This is a genomic window from Enhydrobacter sp., assembly GCA_025808875.1.
In the GTDB taxonomy this organism is placed as follows: domain Bacteria; phylum Pseudomonadota; class Alphaproteobacteria; order Reyranellales; family Reyranellaceae; genus Reyranella.
Genome location: CP075528.1, coordinates 4,209,990 through 4,232,874, shown reverse-complemented (window position 1 = coordinate 4,232,874; position 22,885 = coordinate 4,209,990). Strand labels below are relative to the sequence as shown.

Sequence of the window (22,885 nt, the reverse complement as noted above, 5' to 3'; positions counted from 1 at the left end):
GACATGGCACAGACAGTGCTGGCGCGCTCGGGCGGATTCGCCCGGGTGCGCCACGTGGTGGCGGCGATCTACGACAAAGCACTCGATCACGAGATGCTGCAGAGGCATTTCATGAACGTCGACATGGCACGCCTGATCGACCACCAGACGAAGATGATCACCGGCATCATGGACGGCGACAGTGCGTTCGACGACGACACGCTGCGTCGTGCCCATGCCCGCCTCGGCGTGACGGCGCCGGAGTTCGACGAAATGGGAAGGATCCTCCGGGAGACGCTGGAGGACTTCGCCTTCCCGCCTCACGACGTCGATCACGTCTGCCAGGAGTTCGCTCGCCGTCGACATCTTGTGGTCGCGACCTGAGGAGAGTGGCATGGACGGCTCGATATCGAGTGCGCCCGCCGATGCGGTGGAAGCGATGGCGACCGGCATTGCCGTCGTCCTGCCCAAGGACTGGTCCGTGCTCTACGCCAATCCCGCGTTCGCACGGATGTTCGCTCCGGCGGTCGAAGTCTGCGGCTTGGCCGAGCAGATGGCCGACGTCGACCTCGCGCTGGTGCGGCGGAGACTGGAGGAGCGGGGCCACCACGCGTTCGAGATGGAGCGCAAGGTCGGCGCTCGCACGCTTCACCTCGAGATGACGATGCGTGCGCTGGCCGGTGGCGCTCTGCTGATCGAGGCCCGTGATGCGAGCAGACGCCGCCAGGCCGAATTGATGCTCGACTCCTACTCACGCCTCGCCGAGAAGAACCTGCGCGCGCTCGAGCAGGAGAAGGCGCGGGTCGAGCGCCTGTTGCTGAACGTCATGCCGCGTGCCGTCCTGCAGGAGATGCGGGAGTTCGGTACGGTATCGCCGCAACGGTTCGAGGCGGCGACGGTGCTGATGCTGGATTTCGTCGACTTCTCCGAGATGGCGATCGTACGCGATCCGGCGGCTCTCGTCGCCGAGTTGAACGACATCTTCTCGGCGTTCGACCGCATCTCGGAGATGTTCGGTTGTGAGCGTATCAAGACCAATGGCGACTCCTACATGGCCGTGTCGGGCATGCCGGAGGTCGCCGCCGAGCACGCCGCCAACGTCGCGCGCGCGTCGCTGCGCATGCGGGGCTATCTGGAGCGCCGCAACAATGCCAACACGAATCGGTGGCGCTGCCGCATCGGGATCGCCACCGGGCCGCTGGTGGGATCGATCGTCGGCGTGAACAAGTACGTCTACGACATCTTCGGCCCCGCGGTGAACCTGGCGGCGCGCCTCGAGCGGGTGGCGAGTCCGATGCAGATTCTCGTCGCCCAGGAGACCGTCGCCGCGCTCGGCGCCGACTTCAGGTGCGAGCCGCGCGATGTCTGCAAGCTCAAGGGCTTCGGCGACCTTCGAGTGCATGAGCTCGTGAGCTGACGCAGCGGTCACGCCGGTGTGACATGGATTGAGTTCGGCCGCTTCAGCCCGTCGCTATAACGGACCCGGATCGGGGGGACGATGGGTTTCATCGATATCTGGCGGGTGAGGCTCGATTCCTTCCCGCAGTCGTTGCTGCAGCTTCTGATGCGCTTCGCCATCTTCTGGGTGTTCTGGCGCTCGGGCCAACTCAAGGCCGACAACATGGAACAGGCGATCGAGCTGTTCCGCGAGGAGTACAAGGTCCCGATCCTGTCACCGGAGATCGCGGCGTGGCTCGCCACCGTCGTGGAGCTCGGTGCGCCGTTGTTGATCCTTGTCGGGTTGTTCACACGCCTTGCCACGCTGCCGCTGATCGGCATGACGCTGGTCATCCAGTTCTTCGTCTACTGGAACGACTATCCGTCCCATCTGTTGTGGCTGGCGATCCTCGTCTTCATCCTCACTCGTGGGCCGGGGCCGTACTCACTCGACGCTTTGATCTTCCGCAAGCGCTGAGTCGTTGCCCGGGCGCGGCTGTCCCCCCTAGGATGGAGCGTTCGGGGCCGGAGGCCGGATTCCCGACTTCACGGGAGGCAGGCGTGCGCTCGATTCTGATCACACTCGACAAGACTCCGTCCTGTGCAACGGCCCAGGCGTTGGCGATTGGCCTGGCGCGCAGGAACGGCGCCATGCTGAAGGGCGTGATTGCGACGGATATCAGCGACCTCGAGGCGATGGAACCGGCACCGATCGGCGGGATGGAGCGGGCCTACGAACGTATGGTGCTTCGCCGGCGACGAGCCGACGAACGCCGGCAGATGGCGGCGCAGCTTCCAGACGCGTTCGAGAACGCATGCGCGGCCGAGGGCCAGAACTGCAGCGTCACCAGGCTCGGGAGCGCAGTGGAAGTCGGCCTGTTGCGGTTGATCGAGACAGTCGATCTGGTGGTGACGGGCCGCGACGCCCAGTTCCACTTCGAAGCCTCCGACGGCGCCGCGCCCCTCCTGGACGTCATCATCGCGCGAGGAGCGCGTCCTGTACTGGTGACAGGGGAAGGCAGCATCGATGGGGGGCCAGTGCTGGTCGCCTATGACGGGAGTGCTTCGGCGGCAAGATCGCTCCAGCTCGCCGTCCTGTTGGGCATGTTCGCCGGCAGGGCCGTGCAGGTCGTCAGCATCCGAAGGCATGCTGCGTCGGCGCGGAAGACTGCGATGCGAGCAGCGGCTTTTCTGGAGTCACACGGCATTGGGGCCGCCATCGAACCTCGCGAATTGTCAGCGGAACCCGCAGAGCTGCTGATGAAACACGCCGACAAGGTACGGGCGAGCCTTCTGATCATGGGTGCTTTCGGCAATCGCGGCCTTCGCGAGATGCTCTTCGGGTCGTGCACCCGGCGAATGTACGATGCATGTTCGACGCCGCTCTTCATCAGCCGGTGACGCCTGCACGGCCTAGAAGAACAGGAAAGTGATCAGGACGAACAGGGGTAGGAGGATGACGCACGACCACGCCATGTAGCCGAAGAAGGACGGCATGCGGATACCGGCGTCCTCCACGACCGCCTTCACCATGAAGTTGGGCGCGTTGCCAATGTAGGTGTTGGCGCCCATGAACACCGCGCCGCAGGAGATCGCCACCAGCGTCGAGGCGAGCGCCCCCATCAGAACCTGGGCGTCGCCGCCGGCCAGGTTGAAGAACACGAGGTAGGTCGGCGCGTTGTCGAGGAAACTCGACAGGATGCCGGTCAACCAGAAATACCAGACGTCGTTGGGACGGCCGTCGGCGGCGCTGACCATCGAGACCAGCGGTGCCATGTCGCCCTCCGGGCCGGCGCGCAGGATGGCGATCACCGGCGCGATGGTGATGAAGATGCCGGCGAAGAGCTTGGCGACCTCGGCCATGGGGCCCCAGCCGAAAGCATTGTCCTGGCGGATCTGCTTGCGCGTCAGCTTCAGGGACAATCCGCAGATGGCGAGCAGCGCGAGGTCGCGCGTGACGTTCTGTAACTCGACCGTCACGTGAAAGATCGTGAACTGCACCCCTGGCTTCCAGGTGCCGCTCATCAGAACGGCGGCGACCACGGCCATCAGCAGGATGATGTTGATGCCGCCCTCGACACGGATCGGTTGGTCCGGCGTCGGATCGACCTTCAAGTGGCCTTCCTTGCGATACCAGTAGACGTCCAGGGCGTAGAACAGCGCCAGCAGCACGATCGCGCAGACCAGCATCTCGAAGAACAGATTGGTGGTGGTCCAGAAGAAATCCACGCCCTTGAGGAAGCCCAGGAACAGCGGGGGATCGCCGAGCGGCGTCAGGGCGCCGCCGATGTTGGACACCAGGAAGATGAAGAAGACGAAGACATGCACCTTGTGGCGCCGGTCGTCGTTGGCGCGGATCACCGGCCGGATCAAGAGCATCGAGGCACCGGTCGTGCCCATCCAGCCGGCGAGCACCGTGCCTATCGCCAGCAAGGCCGTGTTCATCGAGGGCGAGCCATGCAGGTTGCCGCGGATGTGGATGCCGCCGGTGACCGTGAAGAGGGCAAGCAGCAGGATGATGAACGGGATGTAGTCGAGCAGCATGAGATGCACGACTTCGTAGAGAGTCACCGCTGGACCGAACACCAGCGCGAGCGGCACCAGCAGGAGGATGGCCCAGGCGGCGGAAACCTTGCCGAAGTGATGGTGCCAGAAATGAGCCGCGACGAGCGGCAGGATGGCGATGGACAGCAGGATTCCGACAAAGGGAACGCCCCAGAGCAGGCTGACCTTGCGACCGTCGAGCGCGGGAGCATTCGTATCCGCCCCCAGGGCGGGCATCGCGGCGAAGAGGGCGACGACAATAACCGCGCACAGCCAGGAGCGTTTCATTCAGGCAAGGTACGTTGCCGAAACGCCGCCGTCGACAGTCAGTGTGTGACCGTTGACGAAGGACGACGCTTCCGACGCGAGGAAGAGCGCGGCGCCCGCGATCTCCGAGGGCGCCGCCCATCGCTTGGCCGGACAACGCAGGCGCAGCACCTCGCCGGCGGGCGAAGCCATGAGCTGCGCGTTGGTTTCCGTGGCGAAGAAACCCGGCGACAATGCATTCGATGTGACGCCCTTGGATCCGAACTCCGCGGCAAGGGCGCGCGTCAGCGCGGCGAGGCCGCCTTTGGCGGCGATATAGGATGAAGCGTTGGGCACGGCGAGTTCGCCGACGATCGACGTCACCAGTATCAGCCGCCCCCATCCGCGCTCGACCATGCCGGGAACCACGAGCTTCACCAGCGCATGGGCCGCGACGAGGTCGACGTCTATCAGGCGGGAGAAGTCGGCCGCTTCGATTTCGGCGAAGGGTCTGCGGTCACGTTCTCCGACATTGTGGATCAACACGTCGATCGGTCCGGTCGCCGATAGGGCTTGCCGCATGGCGGCACGATCGGCCATCTCGAAAGCGACGCCGTCGGCGGCGTGTCCCATGCCGCGCAACTCGGCGAGCCGCGCGTCGATGCGCTCCGGCGTGCGGCCGTGGAGCAGCACACGCGCGCCGGCTTCGGCGAGACCCCGCGCTATCTCCCAACCGAGACCGCGCGCGGATCCGGTGATCAGGGCGGTACGGCCGTCGAGGCGGAACTTGGCGGGCAGGGTCGACAGGGGGTGGGGCATTCGTCTATCTCAGCGACCCGAATTAGCGTTGTATTGGTGAATGCTGCAACTGCCCAAAGTCATCGGCCATCGCGGCGCGGCGGCCTATGCCCCCGAGAACACGCTGGACTCCCTGCGTGAAGCCAAACGGCGGGGCGCGCCTTGGGTCGAGATCGATGTCAAGCTGACGTCGGACGGCGTGCCGATCCTGATGCACGATCCGTCGCTCGAGCGGACCACAGGGGTCGATCGCCTGGTCGCCCAGACGACACGAGCCGAGTTGCCGGCGTCGGTGCCTACCTTCGAGGCGGCCATCGCCTGCCTGACCGAGCAAGGCCTGGGATGCAATGTCGAGATCAAGCCTTGCGATGGCCGTGAGGTCGAGACGGCAGAGGTCACCGTGGCGACCCTGCGTCGTTGCTGGCCTTCGTCCTTGCCGCCGCCCCTGTTGTCGAGTTTCAAGGACGTGTCGTTGGCTGCTGCCCAGGCGGCGGCGCCCGAGTTCGATCGCGCCATCCTGATCAACGAGTTGGGCGACGACTGGCTCAACCGCGCCAGGGCCGTGGGCGCCGCGGGTGTCAACACCAATGGGCTGCGCTTGAGCATCGCCCGGGCGACAGAGGTGCGGCGGGCCGGCTATGCGCTCTCCGTCTACACGATCAACGACGCCCGCCACGCGCGACTGCTGGTCGAGATGGGGGCCGATTGCGTCATTACCGACGCCCCCGACATCATCCTGTCGGCGCTTGCCTGAGATAATTGGGGTTGCCAGCGGGGGATAGTCTTGCTGGACTGTAACGAGACTGTAATAAAACACTCACATCGCAGTCTCAGCACCCGCGGATACATCGCGAGGTCCAAACGGGAGGTCTAGATGTCACGCATTCTTCTGTCGTCCGTCGCTGCAGCGGCGATCCTCGCCGGCGCGCCCGGCGCCCATGCGCAGACCGAGATCCAGTGGTGGCACGCCATGGGTGGCAACCTCGGGGAGACGGTCAAAGCGCTGGCCGAGGAGTTCAACAATTCGCAGACCGCCTACAAGGTCAATGCGATCTACAAGGGCTCCTACACCGAGACCCTGACTGCCGCGATCGCCGCCTTCCGCGCCAAGCAGAACCCGCACATCGTGCAGGTGTTCGAGGTCGGCACCGCCAACATGATGGCGGCAAAGGGTGCGGTCTATCCGATCTACCAGCTCATGGCCGACGCCGGCGAGCCGTTCGATCCCAAGGGCTTCATCGGTCCGGTCACCGGCTACTACTCCACCACCGACGGCAAGCTGCTCTCCATGCCGTTCAACTCGTCGACCCCCGTGCTCTACCGCAACAAGGAGTTGATGCAGAAGGCCGGGCTCGATCCGGAGAAGCCGCCGACCACCTGGCCGGAGCTGGGCGAAATGGCCAAGAAGGCGGTCGCGGCCGGCGCCAAGTGCGGGTTCACGCCGCAGTGGCAGACCTGGACGATGATCGAGAATTTCGGCGCCTATCACAACCTGCCGTTCGCCACCAAGCAGAACGGCTTCGGCGGCATCGACATCGAGCTCAAGTTCAACGACGCCGCCCGCGTCAAGCACATCCAGACGCTGGCCGACTGGAGCAAGGACAAAACCTTCGTCTACGGCGGCCGCGAGGGCCGCTCGACGGCGCTGTTCAACGCCGGCGACTGCGTCTTCCACATCGCCTCCTCGGCCTCGGCCGCCGCGATCGAGCGGGCGCTCGGCAAGGACAAGGTCGGCATCGCCATGATGCCCTACTACCCCGACGTGATCGCCAAGCCGCAGAATTCGATCATCGGCGGCGCCACCCTGTGGGTGCTGCAGGGCAAGCCCAAGGAGGAGTACAAGGGGGTCGCCAAGTTCATGACCTTCCTGTCGAGCGGGCCGGTGCAGGCCAAGTGGCACCAGCAGACGGGCTACGTGCCTGTCACCCTGGCCGCCGCCGAGATCACCGAGAAGGCCGGCTTCTACAAGACCAATCCAGGCCGCGACATCGCCGTCAAGCAGCTCACGCTCAACCCGCCGACCGACAACTCCAAGGGTCTGCGCATCGGCAATTTCGTCCAGATCCGCGACATCGTCGACGGCGAGCTCGAGGCAGTGTGGTCGGGCAAGAAGGACGCCAAGGCCGCGCTCGACGACGCGGTCAAGGCGGGCAACGAGCAGCTCCGTCGCTTCGAGGCCGCCAACAAGTAACAAGCCTGCACGACCTCCCCCGCCACGCGGCGGGGGAGGCCCAGTGGAGGCCCTGTGGGCGGGGCGGAGCGATAGCGGGGAAATGGAAAAGCGCGTCACCTTCAACGAGCGGTGGCTGCCCTACCTTCTGGTGGCGCCGCAGATGGCGATCACGCTGGTGTTCTTCTTCTGGCCGTCGGGCCAGGCGATGTACCAGTCGGTGCTGCTGGAGGACGCGTTCGGCGGCAACACCAAGTTCGTCTTCCTCGACAACTTCATTCATCTCTTCAACGACCGGGATTACTACGCATCGGCTCGCGTCACCTTGGTGTTCAGCATCCTGGTGACGGTGATCGGTCTGTCGCTGTCGTTGCTGCTGGCGGTGATGGCCGATCGCGTCATCCGCGGCGCCACCGGCTACAAGACGTTCCTGATCTGGCCCTACGCCGTGGCGCCCGCAGTCGCCGGTGTGCTGTTCGGCTTCCTCTTCAACCCATCCATCGGCATCGTCGCCTGGCTGCTCAAGGGGGTAGGCATAGAGTTCAACTACGTCATCGACGGCAACCAGGCGCTCCTCCTGGTCGTCATCGCTTCGGTGTGGAACCAGCTCAGCTACAATTTCCTGTTCTTCCTGGCCGGCCTGCAGTCGATCCCCAAGTCCCTGATCGAGGCGGCGGCGATCGACGGCGCCGGTCCGGGCCGGCGTTTCTGGGACGTGATCTTCCCACTGCTCTCGCCGACCGGCTTCTTCCTGCTGGTGGTCAACATCATCTACGCCTTCTTCGGCACCTTCGGCGTCGTCGATTCGCTGACCAAAGGTGGCCCCGCCAAGGCGACGGAGATCCTGGTGTTCAAGGTCTACAACGACGGCTTCCGCGGTCAGGACCTCGGCGGCTCGTCGGCGCAGTCGGTGATCCTTATGGCGATCGTCATTCTGCTGACCGTCGTGCAGTTCCGCTTCATCGAACGTCGGGTGCACTACTGATGGTCGAGAATCGTCCCTATCTCACGGCGCTCAGCCACCTCGTCGTTTTCATCGGCGTGCTCGTCATCGCCTTCCCGGTGTGGATGACCTTCGTCGCCTCGACGCACGACCAGCAGACCATGCTGCGCGCGCCGGTGCCACTGCTGCCCGGCACGCACCTGGTCGACAACTACTCGCGCGTACTGTTCGAGGGGTTCGGCCGCGGCTTCGGCGGTGCGCCGGTCTGGCTGATGCTGACCAACAGCCTGATCATGGCGCTGGGCGTCGCCATCGGCAAGATCGCCATCTCGATCATTTCCGCCTTCGCCATCGTCTACTTCCGCTTCCCCTTCCGCATGTGGTTCTTCTGGGCGATCTTCATCACCCTGATGCTGCCGGTCGAGGTGCGCATCGTGCCGACTTACGGCGTCGTGGCCAGCCTCGACATGCTGAACTCGTACTCCGGCCTCATCGTCCCGCTGATCGCCTCGGCGACTGCCACCTTCCTGTTCCGCCAGTTCTTCATGAGCGTGCCCGACGAGCTCACCGAGGCTGCCCGCGTGGACGGTGCCTCGCCGATGCGCTTCTTCTGGGACATCCTGCTGCCGATGAGCCGCACCACGATCGCCGCGTTGTTCGTCATCCAGTTCATCTATGGCTGGAACCAGTATCTCTGGCCGCTGCTGATCACCACCAAGGAGAGCTTCTACACCACGGTCATGGCGGTCTCGCGCCAGGCCAATGTCGTGGACTCAGTGCCGAGCTGGAACCTGCTGATGGCCATGGCGATGCTCGCCATGCTGCCCCCAGTCCTGATCGTCGTCTTCATGCAGCGCCAGTTCGTGCGCGGTCTCGTCGAAACGGAGAAGTAGCCGATGGCGCAAGTCCACCTGCGCGGCGTCAGGAAGACCTACGACAACAAGGTCGAGGTGATCCACGGCATCGACATGGAGATCGAGGACGGCGAGTTGATCGTCATCGTCGGCCCCTCAGGTTGCGGCAAGTCGACTTTGCTTCGCATGGTGGCTGGACTGGAGAAGATCACAGGCGGCGAGATCGCCATCGGCGAGCGCGTGGTCAACCAGCTCGAGCCCAAGGACCGCGACATCGCCATGGTGTTCCAGAACTACGCGCTCTATCCGCACATGAGCGTCTACCAGAACATGGCCTACGGCCTGAAGATTCGAGGCATGCCCAAGGCCGAAATCGAGCGGCGCGTGCAGAAGGCGGCCAAGACGCTCGAGCTCGGGGCGCTGCTGCAGCGCACGCCGCGCCAGCTTTCGGGCGGCCAGCGTCAGCGCGTCGCCATGGGGCGCGCCATCGTACGCGAACCCGCCGTATTCCTGTTCGACGAGCCGCTCTCCAATCTCGACGCCAAGCTGCGCGTGCAGATGCGGCTCGAGATCAAGCGCCTGCAGCGCGAGCTCGCCGTCACCTCGATCTACGTCACCCACGACCAGGTCGAGGCCATGACGCTCGCCGATCGGCTGATCGTGATGAACGCCGGCATCGCCGACCAGATCGGCACGCCGATGGACGTCTACGAGCGGCCGGCGTCTGTCTTCGTCGCGGGCTTCATCGGCTCGCCGTCGATGAACTTCCTCGCCGGCCGCGTCGCCGGCGGCCGGACGGGCGTCGAGCTGGCGGGTGCGGCCGCCGCGCAAGTCGTGTTGCCGATCGCCCAACCCACCTCGGCCCAGCCGGGAACGTCCGTCGCCGTCGGCATGCGGCCCGAGCACCTGCGCCCGGCCGCGGACGGACCGCTCGAGTTCGAGATCGAGCTGGCCGAGCCGCTCGGCGCCGACACGCTGCTGCACGGCCGTTTCGGCGAGGCACGCGAACTGGTGACGGTGCGTCAACCCGGCCACGTCCTCGCCCGGCCGGGCGAACGCCGACGCTTCGAGGCGGATGCGGCTCATCTGCATCTCTTCGATTCCCAGACCGGCAAGCGCATCGCCGAAGCCTGATTGCGCCTCAACGATGCGGCTGACGACGATAGTGGTCGGCCAGCACGTCGTTGCCGAAGTCGGCCGCGAGATCGCGCCAGATCGAGTGGATGTGATTGGTGCCGTTCTGCGTGTTGTCGTGCTCGATCAGCGTTGCCGGCCCGTGGACGCGGAAGTAGTGCGCCTCGCCGGGCGACAGCGAGCCCGCCCAGGCGAAGCGGAAGCGGGCGAACTCCTGCTCCAGGACGCGTCTCTTCTGTGCAGCGGCGAGGTCGGGTGCCAGCGCACCGAGGAAGCGGTCGAGCAGGGCATCGACCAGGTTGCGGCTGACGCCGTCCATCGCGCCGACTTCGAGCCCGCGCGGCCGGCCGAGGTCGCGCTCGCGCTGCGGGCTGGCCACGATCTCGCCGAACGAGCGATCGGCGATGATGGCGCCGCGCCGCGCTTCCTCGGGCAGGCCGGCCATCAGCTGGCGCGCCAGATCCTCGGCGTCGCCCAGCGCCCGCATTCCGCGATGGGGACCGCCGCGCACGGTGGCCGGATTGGCGCCGACGAAGAACGGGGTCGCCGCGACGTGTCCGGGCGCCGGCAGGGTGACGTTGATCGAGAGGTGATGGCCCTCGACGCGCCACCCCCAGGGGAAGCGCCCGGGAAGGCCGAAGATCGTCACGTAGTATCGGTCGGGATCGCGCCAGCTGCCCTGCTGCTCACGCAGGATGCTCTCGAGAACGCGCACGTCGTCGATCATGCGCAGGCCACGGTCGTTGAGCGTGCTGGCAAACAACGCGCGCGCCGCCTGTTGCTGCGCCGGGCGCATGGCGCCGAGCGGCAGGCCCTGGCGGCTGCGCGGCACGTAGTGCCAGTCCAGGCGGTTGGCGGAGTCGAAGGCGATCAGGGCTCGGCGGCGCTGGCTTTCGTCGAGGGCGGCGAGAAAGCCGTTGGCGGCCTCGGCGATGCGCCGGCCGGCGTCCTGCGCCAGCGCACCGACGGCGCCGAACGGCAGGAAGGCGGCCGCCGCCAGCACCAGCCGTCGCCGCGGCCGGTGCGGCTCGACACCATGATCGTGCCCCCGATCGGGGCCGTGCGGATGCCAACCGTCGTGCGGCACGGCGCCCGCCCGCCCGTCAGGCCGCGTTCTTGCCGTACTTCAGGCTGCAGCCATAGGCCCGCGTCGACGCTTCGCTCACCGGCTTGCCGGCCAACACTTCCTCGAGTGCCACGCGCACGTACTGCGTCGCCTTGGGAATGTCGGACGGGTTGCTCGACCGGATCGAATCGATGCCGCCCTTGTAGACCAGCCGACCCTGCGCATCGATGATGTACATGTGCGGCGTCACCGTGGCGTCGTAGGCGCGCGCGATCCTGCTTTGCGGATCGAGCAGGACCGCAGCCGGCGCGGCATTGCGGTCCCTGGTGAGCGCGTTGGCTTGCGCGGCATCGACATGGCCCTGCTCGCCCGGCGCCGAGGAGGCGACGGTCAACCACACCACGCCCCGGGCGGCAGCCTCGCGCTGCTGGTTCTGCATGTTGTTGGAGACGTAGTGCTTGCGCACGTAGGGGCAGTCGTGATTTGTCGTCTCCAGCACCACGACCTTTCCGCGCAGGTCGGCGAGCGACCAGGTCTTGCCGTTGCTGTCGGTGGCGGTGAAGAGCGGCGCCGGTTGGCCGAGATCGGCAGCGGCGAAGGCGGTGGCCGGCGCCAGCGCGAGCGCTGCCGAGCCGGCGAGAACGAGACGACGCGGCATGACGAACTTCGACATACGTGCCTCCTAACGTGATGCGGATTGCTTGGCAGTCAGGGTGGAAACGACGATCGCCTCGGTCAGGACCTGCGGCAGGATTGTCGGCCGGTCGGCGCCGGCCGACCAGTAGAGATAGAGCGGCACGCCGGCGCGGCCGTGTTCCTTGAGCATAGCGGTGATCTCGGGATCGCGGTTGGTCCAGTCGCCCTTGAGCTTGACCGTGCCGGTCTGCTCGAAGGCCCGGCGCGCGCCCGCCGTCTCGAGCGCCACGCGCTCGTTCACCAGGCAGGTGATGCACCAGGCCGCGGTGAAGTCGATGAACACCGACTGGCGCGCGGTCAGCGCCGCGTCGAGACGGGCGCGCGAATAGCGCTCCCAGCCGTCGAATGTCATGGACGAGGCCGCGCCGCCCGACGAGGAGGCCGCGGTCGCCGGGCCGTCGTCGACCTTGAGCACCGCCGCGAACGCCAGAAGCACGGCGGAAGCGGCCACACCGCGGCGCAGCCAGCTGCCGACCGTCGCCGCCCCATCGAGGCGCAGCAGCCAGGCGGCGAAGGCGATCAGCACCATGCCGCCCAGCGCGTAGAGCACGCCGTCGGCGCCGGTCTGCTGGGTCAGGACCCAGATCATCCACACCGCTGAGGCGTACATCGGAAAGGCCAGGAACTGGCGCAGCCGGTCCATCCACGGACCGGGCCGGGGCATCAGGCGATGCAGGGCAGGCGTGAGCGTCAGGGCGAGATAGGGCAGGGCGAGGCCGAGCCCCATCGCCATCATCACCGCCACGGTCTGGGGCGCGGGCTGGCTGAGCGCGAAACCGACGGCAGCCGCCATGAAGGGCACGGTGCAGGGTGTCGCCACCACGACCGCCAGCACGCCGGTGAAGAACGCGCCCGTGGTGCCGCCGCGCGACGCCAACCCGTGGCCGACGCCGGCGAAGGCGCCACGCACCTCGAAGACGCCCGACAGGTTGAGGCCGACCGCGAAGAAGAGATAGGCGATCAGCAGCGAGAAGATCGGCGACTGGAACTGGAAGCCCCAGCTGACGTCGCCCAGGCTCGCCCGCACCGCCAGCACCACAGCGGCCATGGCACCGAAGGCGACCAGCACGCCGGCCGTGTAGGCAACGCCGTCGCGCGTCAACTCGGCGCGCTTGCGTCCGGCGAGCTTGGCGAAGGAGGCCGCCTTCATCGCCAGCACCGGGAAGACGCAGGGCATCAGGTTCAGGATCAGCCCGCCCAGCAGCGCGAAGGCCAGCGCTTCGAGCAGCGACAGCGACGGCGCGGCCGCAGGCAACGCGGCCGGCACGAAGGAGGGATCGAAGCGCGCCTGCAGGTCGAACGCCTGGCGATGCTCGCCGTCGGCCGTCTTCTCGGTCAGCACCAGGGTGCCGGCGAGCGCGTGCGGCGTGCCCGCCTTGCCCTCGCCCTTGCGCAACGGGATATGGATGCCGTCGCCGTCGATGCGCGCGTTCTGTCGCGCCATGTGAGCAACCGCGCCCCATTCGGCCGGGAAGAAATAGACGCCGCGAATCGTCTCGGGCTTCAGGCCTTTGGCCTCGACGATGAGCGTCGCGTCGCCCGACTTGGCGAGGCCGAAGCGCGCCGGCCACGGGCTCTCGGTCGGCACGTTGCGGCGCGCCGCGTCAAACAAGGCACGCGTCGGCGCATCGGCTGGAATCGCCGTGCCGGCGACCGGCAGGTCGAGCGCGAACGTGCCCTGCTCGGGAATGCACACATCCTCACAGACCAACCATTCGGCCTCGGCGACGAGCTTCAGCGACGGCGTCGCCAGATCGGCCGGCGGCGTGAGGCGCACCAGCAACAGGATGTCGCCGTGGTAGCCGTAATTGATGATGCCGCCGACATCGATCACCTCGGGCGCGGGCCAGACGATCGGATCGGCCGTGACGCCCGCCGGCAGCGTCCAGCGGATCTCGGTCGGCAGGCCCGAATCGCCGGCATTCTTCCAATAGGTGTGCCATTTCGGGCGGAGGGTCTGCCGCAGGCCCACCCAGAACGGCTCGCCGGGCTTGACGGTCGCCGTCTCCGAGACCAGCTCGGCGCGGACATTGTCCGTCGTCACCACGGACTGCGCGAGGACCGGACCGCCTAGCACCAGGGCGGACAGGAGGGTGAGCAGACGCAGCATGAGGCCTAGTAAGTGACCTTCCGGCCGGCGTCTGGCAAGGCAATCCGGATCAACGCGCCGTGATAGTCTAAACACCCGGTGCGATTGGGGAATTCGATGCCGCCACGTCTGTCCGACCGCCATCTTTTTGCCACGCTCGACGAGCTCGCGCGGGTCGGCGCCATCGAGGGCAGCGGCTGCGCGCGGCTGGCGCTCAGCGACGAGGACAAGGCCGGGCGCGACCTCGTCGTCGGCTGGATGAAGGAACTCGGTCTGGCCGTCCAGATCGACGCCATCGGCAACGTGATCGGCCTGCGCGCCGGCCGCGAGAAGCTGGCGCCCGTGATGACCGGCAGTCACATCGACACGGTCCGCACCGGCGGCCGCTACGACGGCAACTACGGCGTACTCGCCGGCCTCGAGGTCGTGCGCGCCCTCAACGAGGCCGGCGTCGTCACGCGCCGGCCGATCGCCGTCGCGTTCTTCACCAACGAAGAAGGCGCGCGCTTCCAGCCCGACATGATGGGCAGCCTGGTCTATGCCGGCGGCCTCGGGCTCGACGAGGCCTATGCCGCGATCGACAAGGACGGCATCCCGGTCGGCGACGAACTGCGGCGCATCGGCTATCTCGGCTCGGCGACACCCGGCGCGCTCAGGCCGCACGCCTTCGTCGAGCTGCATATCGAGCAGGGCCCGATCCTCGACGAGGAAAAGGTGCGGATCGGCGTGGTCGAAAGCGTGCAGGGCATCTCGTGGACCGAGTACGCGGTGACCGGCGTCTCCAACCATGCTGGCACCACGCCCATGCGGTTGCGTCGCGATGCGGGCTACCTTGCCGCGTCGGTCAACCTGTTCGCGCGGAAGCTCGCCTGGGAGATGGGCGGCAACCAGGTCGCGACGGTGGGTGCGCTGTCGCTCAGGCCCAACCTGATCAACGTCGTGCCGAACAGCGCCGTCTTCGCTGTCGATCTGCGCAACACCGACGAGCAGAAGCTTCGACAAGCCGAGGCGCATGTCGCCACGCATGTGGCCGAGGTCGCGGCGGCCGAACGCGTCGAGGTCGAAAGCAGGGTGCTGGCGCGCTTCGAGCCGGTGATCTTCGACGGCGGCCTCGTCGATCGCGTCGAGCATCATGCCCGCGCCCTCGGACTCAGCACGCGCCGCATGCCGTCGGGCGCCGGCCACGACGCCCAGATGATGCAGCGTCTCTGCCCGACGGCGATGATCTTCGTGCCATCCGTGGCGGGACTGAGCCACAACGTGAAGGAGCACACCGCGCCTGCCGATCTGGCGGCGGGCGCTCAGGTGTTGCTGAACTTGCTGATCGAACTGGCCGACGGCGCGTGACGGTCCGACATCGCCCGACCTCTACAGGCGCAACAACCAAGCCTCGACGCTGCCCTTGCCCTTGACCTCGACCGGACCACGCGCCTCGAAGGCGAACTGGTCCTTGAGCTGCTCGTAGACCGAGCGGGTGACCTGGATGGCGCCGGGTACACCTCCCGATTCCATGCGGCTCGCCAGGTTCACGGTGTCGCCCCACAGGTCGTAGATGTACTTGCTCTTGCCGATGACGCCGGCGACCACCGGCCCGCTGTTGATGCCGACGCGCAACTTCATGTCGACCTTGTTCTCGAGGGCGTGCTCGCGCGCGATATGGACCATGCGAATCGCCATTCGCAGGACGCGCACGGCATGGTCGGGAACCGGATCCGGCAGGCCGCAGACGGCCATGTAGGCATCGCCCACAGTCTTGATTTTCTCGATGCCGAGTTCGTGCGCCGCCTGGTCGAACCGCGTGAACAGCCCATTGAGCAGGGCCACGACGTTCTGCGGCGGCATCTCGGAGGAAAGTTGGGTGAAGCCGACGATGTCGGCGAACAGCACACTCACGTCTGCAAAGCCGTCCGCGATGCTCTGCTCGCCCTCGCGCAGCCGGTTGGCGATGGGAGCCGGCAGCACGTTCAACAGCAGGTCTTCGACCTGGCGGCTCTTGGCCTCGATCACGGCGTCCTTGGCATTGATGTCGTCGATCATGCCGTTGAAGGCGACGCAGAGTTGGCCAACCTCGTCCTGTGTGCGCACCCGCACGTGCGCCGCCCGATCTCCGCCCGCGAAGCGCCGCACGCCCGACGTCAGGTCGCGCAGTGGGCCGAGCAGGTGGCGCGAAAGCCAGGCACCGACACCGATCACCATCAGCAGGACGATGCCGCCGATGACCGCGAGCGTGCGTTCGAGCCGATAGACCGGAGCAAATGCCTCGGACGCGTCGATCTCCGCTACCAGCGCCCATTTGACCCCCGGGATGGCCAGCGGCCCCCAGGAGGCGAGCGTGAGCTCGCCGCGCGGCCCGATCACTTCTCCGGTTCCTTCGATGCCGGCCAGCGCCGCTCGGGTGGCCTGCGTGTCGATGCGGCGCACCAGGACGGGCGATCCGTGGCGGCGAATCGCCTCGATTTCCTCCGGCGGATGGCCGGTCTCCCGCAGCTCGGCGAAGTAGGAGTCGCGGTTCTCGTAGAACAGCCGCTCGCCTGACCGAACGCGCGAATCGGGACCGACCAGATAGGTCTCGCCGGTCGCGCCGAAGCCGTCGTGCTGCCAGCGGCGATCGCCGGTGACCACGCGGTCGATCTCGGTGATCGACAGCTGGGCGACCAGAACGGCGATCACTTTCCCTTGGTCGATCACGGGTGCCGCCATGAATGCCGACGGTTCGCCGTCGGCGGGAAGATAGGGGGAGAAGTCCTCCAGGCAGCTCGCCGAGGGATCGGCCTGGGCCGAGCACTGCGCCGCGGCTGCCGCGAAGTGCGATTGTCGATAGGGGCCGGTGCGCAGTGACGTCGCGAAGTCCGGCTCCTTGGTCATGCCATAGGTGTTTCGTCCGCTGTGTGCATCGACGAGCATGAAATCGAAGAAGCCGACGGTCGTCGCGGCGCTGCGCAACAGCGGGTGGAAGACGGCGTGGAGGGCGCTGTAGGCGCTGCCGTCGCCGGCATCGTCGAGCAGGTCGCGCCGCGCCGGCGGATTGGGGTTGGCGACGATGTAATGGTACTGCAGATAGATCGCGGCCGGCCCATCGGGCAGGTAGTCCGCCGCCACCGCCGCCGTTCCCGTCAGACGGCTCACGTCCGGCAGATAGTGCGCGGCGTACCACTGCTCGACCTTCTCGCGCAGGTCGTCGTTCACACCCTTATGCTCGAGTTCCTCGAAGGCCGTCCGAAAGCCCTTGGCGGCATCGACTACCATCCGGGTGCTGGCGAGCAGGCGAAGCTCGTTGCGCACGGTGCGGAAGTAAGCTTCGACCTGGCGGGCCTTGGTATGGCGAGCCGAGGTCAGCTGCCTGAAGATGGCATCTTCCAGCGCGGCACGCGAGCTCGTGTAGCTCAGGATCGCGGTGACGGCGACGGCGACCGTGCCCAATAGCGCCAGAATCGCGAAGAGCTTCGTCCCCAGGCCCCATCGAGAAGAGGGGACCGGGTCTGTCGGTGCGGTGGCGGCCATCGAGGCCGACTATAGCCGAGTGCCGCCGGGTCGGAGAACCGCATGGAAGATCAACTCTCCCCTCGGGCTGGTGCCGATCGCCTGCCATCCCGCCGCGCGATAGAAGCCCTCCGCCCGGGTACCGGGCGACGTCGTCAGCAGGGCGGTGCGATGGCCATTCTCAAGCAGCACGTCGCACGCCTTGTCGAACAGGGCACGGCCGATGCCGCGGCGCTCATGGCCCGGAGCAACGAACAGCGCCCAGATCGAGCCGTCGCGTGTATCGGCGGCGGAGAATCCCAGGATCGTGCCGTTCTCCTCCCATACCCAGACGCCGGGACTTTGCTCGAACCACCTGTAGTCCTCGACGGTCACCTGACCGGGATCGCTCAGGACATTTTCGCTCACGCTGTTGCGAATCGCGGTGATACGCGCATGGTCCTCGGGGCGGGCGCGACGGATGGAACCGGCCATGCCACAGTGTATCGCCGCAACCGACCGAGAGAGGCAACAATGACCGAGCCGCTGGACCCGTCGCGCCGCATCGTGTTGACCGGCGCCGCCGGCGGCATCGGCACGATGATACGACCCCTGCTCGCGCCACTCTATCCGGGGCTGGTGCTCAGCGATCGAGCGCGACCAGACGGCCTGCAGCCGCACGAAACGTTCGTTCCCTGCGATCTTGCCAGGCCCGACGAGGTTGCCCGCGCGGTCGAGGGCACCCACAGCATCCTGCATTTCGGCGGCTTTTCGGTCGAGGGACCATGGGACGCGATCCTGCAATCCAACATCGTCGGCTGCTACAATCTCTTCGAGGCGGCGCGGCTGGCCGGCGTGGCGCGCATCGTCTTCGCCTCGTCGAACCACGCCGTCGGCTTCTATCCACGGGCACGCCGTATCGGACCCGACGTCACGGTGCGGCCCGACAGCCGCTATGGGGTCAGCAAAGCCTTCGGCGAGGCATTGGCCGCACTCTATGCCGACAAGCACGGCCTCGTCGTGACCTGCCTCAGGATCGGCAACGTGGGGCCGAGGCCGATCGACAGGCGACGCCTCTCCATCTGGATATCGCCCGAGGATCTGGTCCAGCTTCTGCGCATCGGCCTCGAGCATCCCGACATCCGCTACGACATCCTCTACGGCGCCTCCGACAACGAAGCCTCGTGGTGGGACAATGCGCGCGCCTATCAGCTCGGCTACAGGCCGACCGGCCGCGGCGAGGAGCATCGCGCCCATGCCGAGGCCGAGCAGGCGAAAGTCGGGCCCGACCCGGTCGGCGATGTCTTTCAGGGCGGGGCCTTCTGCTCGATGGAGTTCACCAACGACGTTGAGCGGGCCGGGCCGTCGCGGCCATAATCGACGCCGTAGAGGTGACGATGTCCCGAGTACTGACGGTCGGCGCGGCCCAGATGGGCCCCATTCAACGCAACCACACGCGGCGCGACGTGGTCGAGCGGCTGATCGCGCATCTGCGCGAGGCCCGCCGCATGGGGTGCGACTTGGTCGTGTTCCCGGAGCTGACGCTGACCACGTTCTTCCCGCGCTGGTGGATGACCGACCAGGCCGAAATCGATTCCTTCTTCGAGCGCGAGATGCCCTCCAACGAAACGGCGCCGCTCTTCACCGAGGCGAAGCGGCTCGGACTCGGTTTCTGCCTGGGCTATGCCGAGCTCGCCAGCGAGGATGGCCGGATGCGGCGGTTCAACACCTCGATCCTGGTCGAGCGCGACGGCCGCATCGTCGGCAAGTACCGCAAGGTCCATCTGCCCGGCCATGCCGAGCACGAGCCGGCGCGGCCCTTCCAGCATCTCGAGAAGCGCTATTTCGAGGTCGGCAATCTCGGTTTCCCGGTCGCCAAGGCGTTCGGCGGCAACATGGGCATGTGCATCTGCAACGATCGGCGCTGGCCCGAGACCTACCGGGTCATGGGTCTGCAGAACGTCGAGATGGTCATGCTGGGCTACAACACGCCGCTGCACAACGCGCCGTCGCCCGACCACGACCAGCACTCGTGGTTCCACAACCAACTCTCCATGCAGGCCGGTGCCTACCAGAACGGCACCTGGGTGGTCGGCGTCGCCAAGGGAGGCACCGAGGAAGGCGTGCCGTCGCTGGCCGACAGCATGATCGTGGCGCCCTCCGGCAAGGTGGTGGCGCGCGCCCATTCCGACGACGACGAACTCATCGTACATCGCTGCGACCTCGATGCCGGGCAGAGCTACAAGCGCACGACCTTCAACTTCGCCGTCCATCGCCAGCCGGACCAGTACCGGCTGATCGTCGAGCGCAAGGGCGCGATCGATCCGTCCTAGGGCCCGCTGAAGGTTCCGTAGCTCTGGTCGGGCGTGCCGCGGAACAGCGACATGTGCGTGTGGGTGGCGACGAAAGACTCGCCGACCTTCCGGCGACCCAGCACGACCGTGGTGCGGCCCGGCCGATCGAATGGATCGCCGTTGGGATGGAAGCCGTCGGACTGCCATACCGCCATGCCGACGGCGGTCAGGCGGTCGGCCGAAACGATGGCCTCGACCTTCGACAGATCGTAGCGGAAGTTGCGGATGGTGCCCCACACGTTGCGCCACTGCTTCTGCTCGGCGAGTTCGCGGCCGATCATGAAGTCGGTGAAGGTGCCGAAGGCGATCATGTCGTCGGCGAAGATCGGCCGTGCGCCCTCGTAGTCGACGGCGCGGCAGTGCCGGGAGAGCGCGTCGAACCAGGTTCGCACGGCGGCGAGGTCGTCGGGATGAATGGGATCGCGCAGCTTCATGGTCGCTCCTAGAGTCCATAGCGCTGCCAGTGCAGCCGCTCCTCCACCGCCGCCAGCGCCGCCGGACCGACCGATTCGATCGAGGCGCCGAGACCGAGGCGTGAGAGCAGACGGCGGCGCGGCGCGATCACCGGCAGCCGCACCCTTGGCCCGTAGCGTGCCTGCAGGGTGGCACGGATCTCGCCGACGCCGTCGACCAGCCCAAGCTCCACGCCGCGGCGGCCGGTCCAGAACTCGCCAGTGAACAGCAACGCCGCGTCGGCCTTGAGCCGATCGCCGCGGCGCTGGCGCACCCACTCCTTGAAGCCCTCGTGGATTTCCGACTGCAGCCGCTCCAGCCGCTCGACGTCGTCGGGGTTCTCCGGCCGGAAGGGATCGAGCATGGACTTGCGTTCGCCCGACGTGTGCACGCGACGCTCGACGCCGAGTCGCGCCAACGCGTCGGGGAAGCCGAAACCTGCCGAGATCACGCCGATGGAGCCGACGATCGACGCGGCATCGACCAGGATCTCGTCGGCGGCGCAGGCGAGCCAGTAGCCGCCCGACGCCGCGACATCCTCGACGAAGGCGATTACCGGCAGATTCTTCTCGACTGCCAGCAGACGAATGCGCTGGGCGATCAGGGACGACTGCACCGGCGAGCCGCCGGGGGAGTTGAGGACGAGCGCGACCGCCCGGGCGCCGCGCAGGGCGAAGGCGCGCTGCAACAGCGGGGCGACCGTCTCGATCGACAGGCCGCGCGGCCCGAGCAGGCCCGACGAGGCGATCACGCCCGACAGGCGCACGACCGGCACCAGCGGCGTGCGCGCGAAGCGATCCTTCAACCAACCCAGCATGGCTTGCACTGTCGCGGTCGGACGTTCAGAAGGCAAGCGGCGCGGCGTGACGCAGGATCGCCTCGGCTTCGTCGGTGTAGCCGCCTCCCGCTCGATGCAGGACGAGAGGCGGCGAATCGTGCCGTCGCGCGGCGGTGGCCCTCCGGGCGCGCACCAGGACGCGGTTGGCGGGCGGCAGCTTCTTCGCCGCGACGTCGCGCCAGCCCAGCCGGTCGAGCCGTTCGACGATCTCGCACAGGCGGTCGGCGCGATGGATCAGGACCAGCGTGCCGTTCTCAGCGAGCGCCGAAACCGCGACCTTGAGCCAGCGGGCGAGATCGACGCTCGATTCGACGGTGGCGAGCGCCTTCACGGGATCGGGCGAGGGATCGGCGACCGCCGCCGCGAGGTACGGCGGGTTCGTCGCCACATGGTCGAACAAGCCGAGACTGCCGGGCAGCGGCCGGGCGAGATCGTGAACGATCGTTCGCACGCGCTCCTGCATCGCGTTCAAAGCGGCGTTGCGCTCGGCAAGCTCGGTGAGCGCCGGTTGGAGTTCGATGCCGACAATCCGGCATCCCGGTACGCGAGCAGCGAGGCACAATCCGACGGCGCCGACACCGGCGCCCAGGTCGAGCACGCGCTCGCGGGCCCGGGCGTCGACGGCGGCGGCCAACAGAAGCGCGTCGACGGCGACCCGATACCCGCGCTGTGGCTGCAAAAGCCTGAGCCGACCACCCAGCAACGCATCTTCGGTCGGGCTCGTTTCCGTGCTAGGGACGGCAGACATAGAACGACACCTCAAGTCGCAACAAGCAAACTGGATGGGGATCCGCTTCCGATCATGGCCACCGTCGTCTCCCTGGAAGACAAGCGCAAGACCCCTGGGCTCGAGCCGTTGCTCGCCTTGTGCGCCGAGGACATGGCGCGGGTCGATCGCGAGATCCTCCTGCGCATGCGTTCGCCGGTGTCGTTGATCCCGGAACTCGCCAATCACCTGGTCGGCGCCGGCGGCAAGCGCATGCGGCCGTTGATGACGGTGGCCGCGGCGCGCCTGTGCGGACACAATTCCGCCGACGACCGGCACATCAAGCTCGCGACCTGCGTCGAATTCATCCATTCGGCGACGCTGCTGCACGACGATGTGGTCGATGTCAGCGCGCTGCGCCGCGGCCGGCCGACCGCCAACACGGTGTGGGGCGACAAGGCGTCGGTGCTGGTCGGCGACTTCCTGTTCACGCGCGCTTTCGAGCTGATGGTCGAGGTCGGCTCGCTCGGCATCCTCGGCGTGCTGTCGCGCGCGTCCTCGACGATCGCCGAGGGGGAGGTGTTGCAGCTCGTCACCCAGCGCGACATCAGCACGCCCGAGGCGACCTATCTCGAGGTCATCAAGGCCAAGACCGCGCGCCTCTTCGCCGCCGCCGCCGAGGTCGGCGCCATGGTCGCGGGTCGAGGCGGCGCCGAGCGGGTGGCTCTCGAGAGCTTCGGCATGAATCTCGGCATCGCCTTTCAGCTGGTCGACGATGCGCTCGACTATGCCGGCCGCGAGGCCAAGCTCGGCAAGACCGTCGGCGACGATTTCAGCGAGGGCAAGATCACCCTGCCGGTCATCCTCGCCTTCCTGCGCGGCGGTGTGGTCGATCGCGAGTTCTGGAAGCGCACGATGCAGGCGCTCGACCAGAAACCCGGCGATCTCGAGCACGCCCAGACACTGATCGAGCGCCACGACGCGATCGCCGACACCTTCGAGCGGGCACGGCACTACGGCGCCATGGCGCGCGACGCGCTCGGCCTGTTCGGCGACAGTCCGCTGAAGGCGGCGCTGCTCGAGGCCGTCGACTTCGCCATCGACCGCGCGCATTGAGCG

The 22,885-nt window shown here is 67.1% G+C and carries 23 protein-coding genes; 13 read left to right on the top strand and 10 right to left on the bottom strand.

The annotated features are described in order from the left end of the window. Positions 1 to 3 precede the first annotated feature (3 nt). The 4 genes from KIT25_20985 to KIT25_20970 all read left to right on the top strand — a co-directional run bounded on the left by KIT25_20985 (position 4) and on the right by KIT25_20970 (position 2,817). Positions 4 to 363 carry a group 1 truncated hemoglobin gene (locus KIT25_20985; GenBank protein UYN94480.1) on the top strand — a complete coding sequence of 120 codons (360 nt, stop codon included), beginning with the start codon at positions 4 to 6 and terminating at the stop codon, positions 361 to 363. Between the two features lie 10 nt (positions 364 to 373). Beyond that, complete coding sequence (locus tag KIT25_20980; GenBank protein ID UYN94479.1) at positions 374 to 1,396, top strand: adenylate/guanylate cyclase domain-containing protein; 1,023 nt, start codon at positions 374 to 376, stop codon at positions 1,394 to 1,396. A gap of 81 nt (positions 1,397 to 1,477) precedes the next feature. Then, positions 1,478 to 1,894: a DoxX family protein gene (locus KIT25_20975; GenBank protein ID UYN94478.1), complete on the top strand. Its 417-nt coding sequence runs from the start codon at positions 1,478 to 1,480 to the stop codon at positions 1,892 to 1,894. 83 nt (positions 1,895 to 1,977) lie between these two features. Next, a complete protein-coding gene (locus KIT25_20970) occupies positions 1,978 to 2,817 on the top strand; it encodes a universal stress protein (protein UYN94477.1) in 840 nt (279 codons plus the stop codon). A gap of 12 nt (positions 2,818 to 2,829) precedes the next feature. Here KIT25_20970 and KIT25_20965 read toward each other — a convergent pair whose 3' ends face one another. Both KIT25_20965 and KIT25_20960 read right to left on the bottom strand, forming a co-directional pair. Further along, positions 2,830 to 4,248 carry a sodium:proton antiporter gene (locus KIT25_20965; GenBank protein ID UYN94476.1) on the bottom strand — a complete coding sequence of 473 codons (1,419 nt, stop codon included), beginning with the start codon at positions 4,246 to 4,248 and terminating at the stop codon, positions 2,830 to 2,832. Further along, complete coding sequence (locus KIT25_20960) at positions 4,249 to 5,025, bottom strand: SDR family oxidoreductase (GenBank protein ID UYN94475.1); 777 nt, start codon at positions 5,023 to 5,025, stop codon at positions 4,249 to 4,251. It lies immediately after the preceding gene. A 40-nt stretch (positions 5,026 to 5,065) separates the two neighbouring features. Here KIT25_20960 and KIT25_20955 point away from each other — a divergent pair, with 40 nt between their 5' ends. The 5 genes from KIT25_20955 (at position 5,066) to KIT25_20935 (ending at position 10,105) form a co-directional block, all read left to right on the top strand. Further along, the gene (locus KIT25_20955) at positions 5,066 to 5,758 is read left to right on the top strand and encodes a glycerophosphoryl diester phosphodiesterase (protein UYN94474.1); all 693 of its coding nucleotides are present in this window, start codon (positions 5,066 to 5,068) and stop codon (positions 5,756 to 5,758) included. A 120-nt stretch (positions 5,759 to 5,878) separates the two neighbouring features. Then, positions 5,879 to 7,195 carry a sn-glycerol-3-phosphate ABC transporter substrate-binding protein UgpB gene (ugpB, locus tag KIT25_20950; protein UYN94473.1) on the top strand — a complete coding sequence of 439 codons (1,317 nt, stop codon included), beginning with the start codon at positions 5,879 to 5,881 and terminating at the stop codon, positions 7,193 to 7,195. An 82-nt stretch (positions 7,196 to 7,277) separates the two neighbouring features. Next, complete coding sequence (gene ugpA / locus KIT25_20945; GenBank protein ID UYN94472.1) at positions 7,278 to 8,159, top strand: sn-glycerol-3-phosphate ABC transporter permease UgpA; 882 nt, start codon at positions 7,278 to 7,280, stop codon at positions 8,157 to 8,159. Further along, positions 8,159 to 9,010: a sn-glycerol-3-phosphate ABC transporter permease UgpE gene (gene ugpE, locus KIT25_20940; protein UYN94471.1), complete on the top strand. Its 852-nt coding sequence runs from the start codon at positions 8,159 to 8,161 to the stop codon at positions 9,008 to 9,010. The genes ugpA and ugpE overlap by 1 nt, the downstream gene beginning before the upstream one ends. Before the next feature lie 3 nt (positions 9,011 to 9,013). Then, positions 9,014 to 10,105 carry a sn-glycerol-3-phosphate import ATP-binding protein UgpC gene (locus tag KIT25_20935; GenBank protein ID UYN94470.1) on the top strand — a complete coding sequence of 364 codons (1,092 nt, stop codon included), beginning with the start codon at positions 9,014 to 9,016 and terminating at the stop codon, positions 10,103 to 10,105. A gap of 7 nt (positions 10,106 to 10,112) precedes the next feature. Here KIT25_20935 and KIT25_20930 read toward each other — a convergent pair whose 3' ends face one another. Genes KIT25_20930 through KIT25_20920 form a run of 3 tightly spaced genes read right to left on the bottom strand, consistent with a single transcriptional unit; the run spans position 10,113 to position 13,977 of the window. Beyond that, positions 10,113 to 11,192 (bottom strand): DUF3500 domain-containing protein, encoded by a 1,080-nt coding sequence (locus KIT25_20930; GenBank protein UYN94469.1) that lies wholly within the window; start codon positions 11,190 to 11,192, stop codon positions 10,113 to 10,115. 16 nt (positions 11,193 to 11,208) lie between these two features. After that, positions 11,209 to 11,844, bottom strand: a complete 636-nt coding sequence (locus KIT25_20925) for a thioredoxin family protein (protein UYN94468.1) — start codon at positions 11,842 to 11,844, stop codon at positions 11,209 to 11,211. Between the two features lie 9 nt (positions 11,845 to 11,853). Continuing rightward, the gene (locus KIT25_20920) at positions 11,854 to 13,977 is read right to left on the bottom strand and encodes a thioredoxin family protein (protein ID UYN94467.1); all 2,124 of its coding nucleotides are present in this window, start codon (positions 13,975 to 13,977) and stop codon (positions 11,854 to 11,856) included. A 96-nt stretch (positions 13,978 to 14,073) separates the two neighbouring features. Between KIT25_20920 and KIT25_20915 the strand changes: the two genes are divergently transcribed. Beyond that, positions 14,074 to 15,303 carry a Zn-dependent hydrolase gene (locus tag KIT25_20915; GenBank protein ID UYN94466.1) on the top strand — a complete coding sequence of 410 codons (1,230 nt, stop codon included), beginning with the start codon at positions 14,074 to 14,076 and terminating at the stop codon, positions 15,301 to 15,303. A 21-nt stretch (positions 15,304 to 15,324) separates the two neighbouring features. On the opposite strand, the gene KIT25_20910 is transcribed toward KIT25_20915, so the two are convergent. Together KIT25_20910 and KIT25_20905 are read right to left on the bottom strand one after the other, a co-directional pair. Continuing rightward, a complete protein-coding gene (locus KIT25_20910) occupies positions 15,325 to 17,457 on the bottom strand; it encodes a HAMP domain-containing protein (protein ID UYN94465.1) in 2,133 nt (710 codons plus the stop codon). A 9-nt stretch (positions 17,458 to 17,466) separates the two neighbouring features. After that, on the bottom strand, positions 17,467 to 17,910 hold the full coding sequence (locus tag KIT25_20905; protein UYN94464.1) for a GNAT family N-acetyltransferase: 444 nt from the start codon (positions 17,908 to 17,910) through the stop codon (positions 17,467 to 17,469). A 39-nt stretch (positions 17,911 to 17,949) separates the two neighbouring features. Between KIT25_20905 and KIT25_20900 the strand changes: the two genes are divergently transcribed. Together KIT25_20900 and KIT25_20895 are read left to right on the top strand one after the other, a co-directional pair. Further along, complete coding sequence (locus tag KIT25_20900) at positions 17,950 to 18,792, top strand: NAD(P)-dependent oxidoreductase (protein ID UYN94463.1); 843 nt, start codon at positions 17,950 to 17,952, stop codon at positions 18,790 to 18,792. A gap of 20 nt (positions 18,793 to 18,812) precedes the next feature. Then, positions 18,813 to 19,748 carry an N-carbamoyl-D-amino-acid hydrolase gene (locus KIT25_20895; GenBank protein ID UYN94462.1) on the top strand — a complete coding sequence of 312 codons (936 nt, stop codon included), beginning with the start codon at positions 18,813 to 18,815 and terminating at the stop codon, positions 19,746 to 19,748. On the opposite strand, the gene KIT25_20890 is transcribed toward KIT25_20895, so the two are convergent. Genes KIT25_20890 through KIT25_20880 form a run of 3 tightly spaced genes read right to left on the bottom strand, consistent with a single transcriptional unit; the run spans position 19,745 to position 21,808 of the window. Beyond that, on the bottom strand, positions 19,745 to 20,203 hold the full coding sequence (locus KIT25_20890) for a nuclear transport factor 2 family protein (protein ID UYN94461.1): 459 nt from the start codon (positions 20,201 to 20,203) through the stop codon (positions 19,745 to 19,747). The two genes, KIT25_20895 and KIT25_20890, sit on opposite strands and share 4 nt — an antisense overlap. Before the next feature lie 8 nt (positions 20,204 to 20,211). Then, positions 20,212 to 21,039: a S49 family peptidase gene (locus tag KIT25_20885; GenBank protein UYN94460.1), complete on the bottom strand. Its 828-nt coding sequence runs from the start codon at positions 21,037 to 21,039 to the stop codon at positions 20,212 to 20,214. Between the two features lie 25 nt (positions 21,040 to 21,064). Further along, entirely contained in the window at positions 21,065 to 21,808 is a 744-nt protein-coding gene (locus KIT25_20880) for a methyltransferase (GenBank protein ID UYN94459.1), read from the bottom strand. Between the two features lie 54 nt (positions 21,809 to 21,862). On the opposite strand from KIT25_20880, the gene KIT25_20875 reads away from it, so the two are divergent. Continuing rightward, entirely contained in the window at positions 21,863 to 22,882 is a 1,020-nt protein-coding gene (locus KIT25_20875) for a polyprenyl synthetase family protein (GenBank protein UYN94458.1), read from the top strand. The last annotated feature ends 3 nt before the right edge of the window (positions 22,883 to 22,885 follow it).

Excerpts from the sequence above, each read along its gene's own strand:
- KIT25_20960 (UYN94475.1), bottom strand. The coding sequence starts at position 5,025 with ATGCCCCACCCCCTGTCGACCCTGCCCGCCAAGTTCCGCCTCGACGGC.
- KIT25_20905 (UYN94464.1), bottom strand. The coding sequence starts at position 17,910 with ATGGCCGGTTCCATCCGTCGCGCCCGCCCCGAGGACCATGCGCGTATC.
- KIT25_20875 (UYN94458.1), top strand. The coding sequence starts at position 21,863 with ATGGCCACCGTCGTCTCCCTGGAAGACAAGCGCAAGACCCCTGGGCTC.
- ugpB (UYN94473.1), top strand. The coding sequence starts at position 5,879 with ATGTCACGCATTCTTCTGTCGTCCGTCGCTGCAGCGGCGATCCTCGCC.
- ugpA (UYN94472.1), top strand. The coding sequence starts at position 7,278 with ATGGAAAAGCGCGTCACCTTCAACGAGCGGTGGCTGCCCTACCTTCTG.
- KIT25_20885 (UYN94460.1), bottom strand. The coding sequence starts at position 21,039 with ATGCTGGGTTGGTTGAAGGATCGCTTCGCGCGCACGCCGCTGGTGCCG.
- KIT25_20925 (UYN94468.1), bottom strand. The coding sequence starts at position 11,844 with ATGTCGAAGTTCGTCATGCCGCGTCGTCTCGTTCTCGCCGGCTCGGCA.
- KIT25_20935 (UYN94470.1), top strand. The coding sequence starts at position 9,014 with ATGGCGCAAGTCCACCTGCGCGGCGTCAGGAAGACCTACGACAACAAG.
- KIT25_20980 (UYN94479.1), top strand. The coding sequence starts at position 374 with ATGGACGGCTCGATATCGAGTGCGCCCGCCGATGCGGTGGAAGCGATG.
- KIT25_20880 (UYN94459.1), bottom strand. The coding sequence starts at position 21,808 with ATGTCTGCCGTCCCTAGCACGGAAACGAGCCCGACCGAAGATGCGTTG.
- KIT25_20895 (UYN94462.1), top strand. The coding sequence starts at position 18,813 with ATGTCCCGAGTACTGACGGTCGGCGCGGCCCAGATGGGCCCCATTCAA.
- KIT25_20890 (UYN94461.1), bottom strand. The coding sequence starts at position 20,203 with ATGAAGCTGCGCGATCCCATTCATCCCGACGACCTCGCCGCCGTGCGA.
- KIT25_20955 (UYN94474.1), top strand. The coding sequence starts at position 5,066 with ATGCTGCAACTGCCCAAAGTCATCGGCCATCGCGGCGCGGCGGCCTAT.
- KIT25_20975 (UYN94478.1), top strand. The coding sequence starts at position 1,478 with ATGGGTTTCATCGATATCTGGCGGGTGAGGCTCGATTCCTTCCCGCAG.
- KIT25_20985 (UYN94480.1), top strand. The coding sequence starts at position 4 with ATGGCACAGACAGTGCTGGCGCGCTCGGGCGGATTCGCCCGGGTGCGC.
- ugpE (UYN94471.1), top strand. The coding sequence starts at position 8,159 with ATGGTCGAGAATCGTCCCTATCTCACGGCGCTCAGCCACCTCGTCGTT.
- KIT25_20920 (UYN94467.1), bottom strand. The coding sequence starts at position 13,977 with ATGCTGCGTCTGCTCACCCTCCTGTCCGCCCTGGTGCTAGGCGGTCCG.
- KIT25_20915 (UYN94466.1), top strand. The coding sequence starts at position 14,074 with ATGCCGCCACGTCTGTCCGACCGCCATCTTTTTGCCACGCTCGACGAG.
- KIT25_20900 (UYN94463.1), top strand. The coding sequence starts at position 17,950 with ATGACCGAGCCGCTGGACCCGTCGCGCCGCATCGTGTTGACCGGCGCC.
- KIT25_20910 (UYN94465.1), bottom strand. The coding sequence starts at position 17,457 with ATGGCCGCCACCGCACCGACAGACCCGGTCCCCTCTTCTCGATGGGGC.
- KIT25_20965 (UYN94476.1), bottom strand. The coding sequence starts at position 4,248 with ATGAAACGCTCCTGGCTGTGCGCGGTTATTGTCGTCGCCCTCTTCGCC.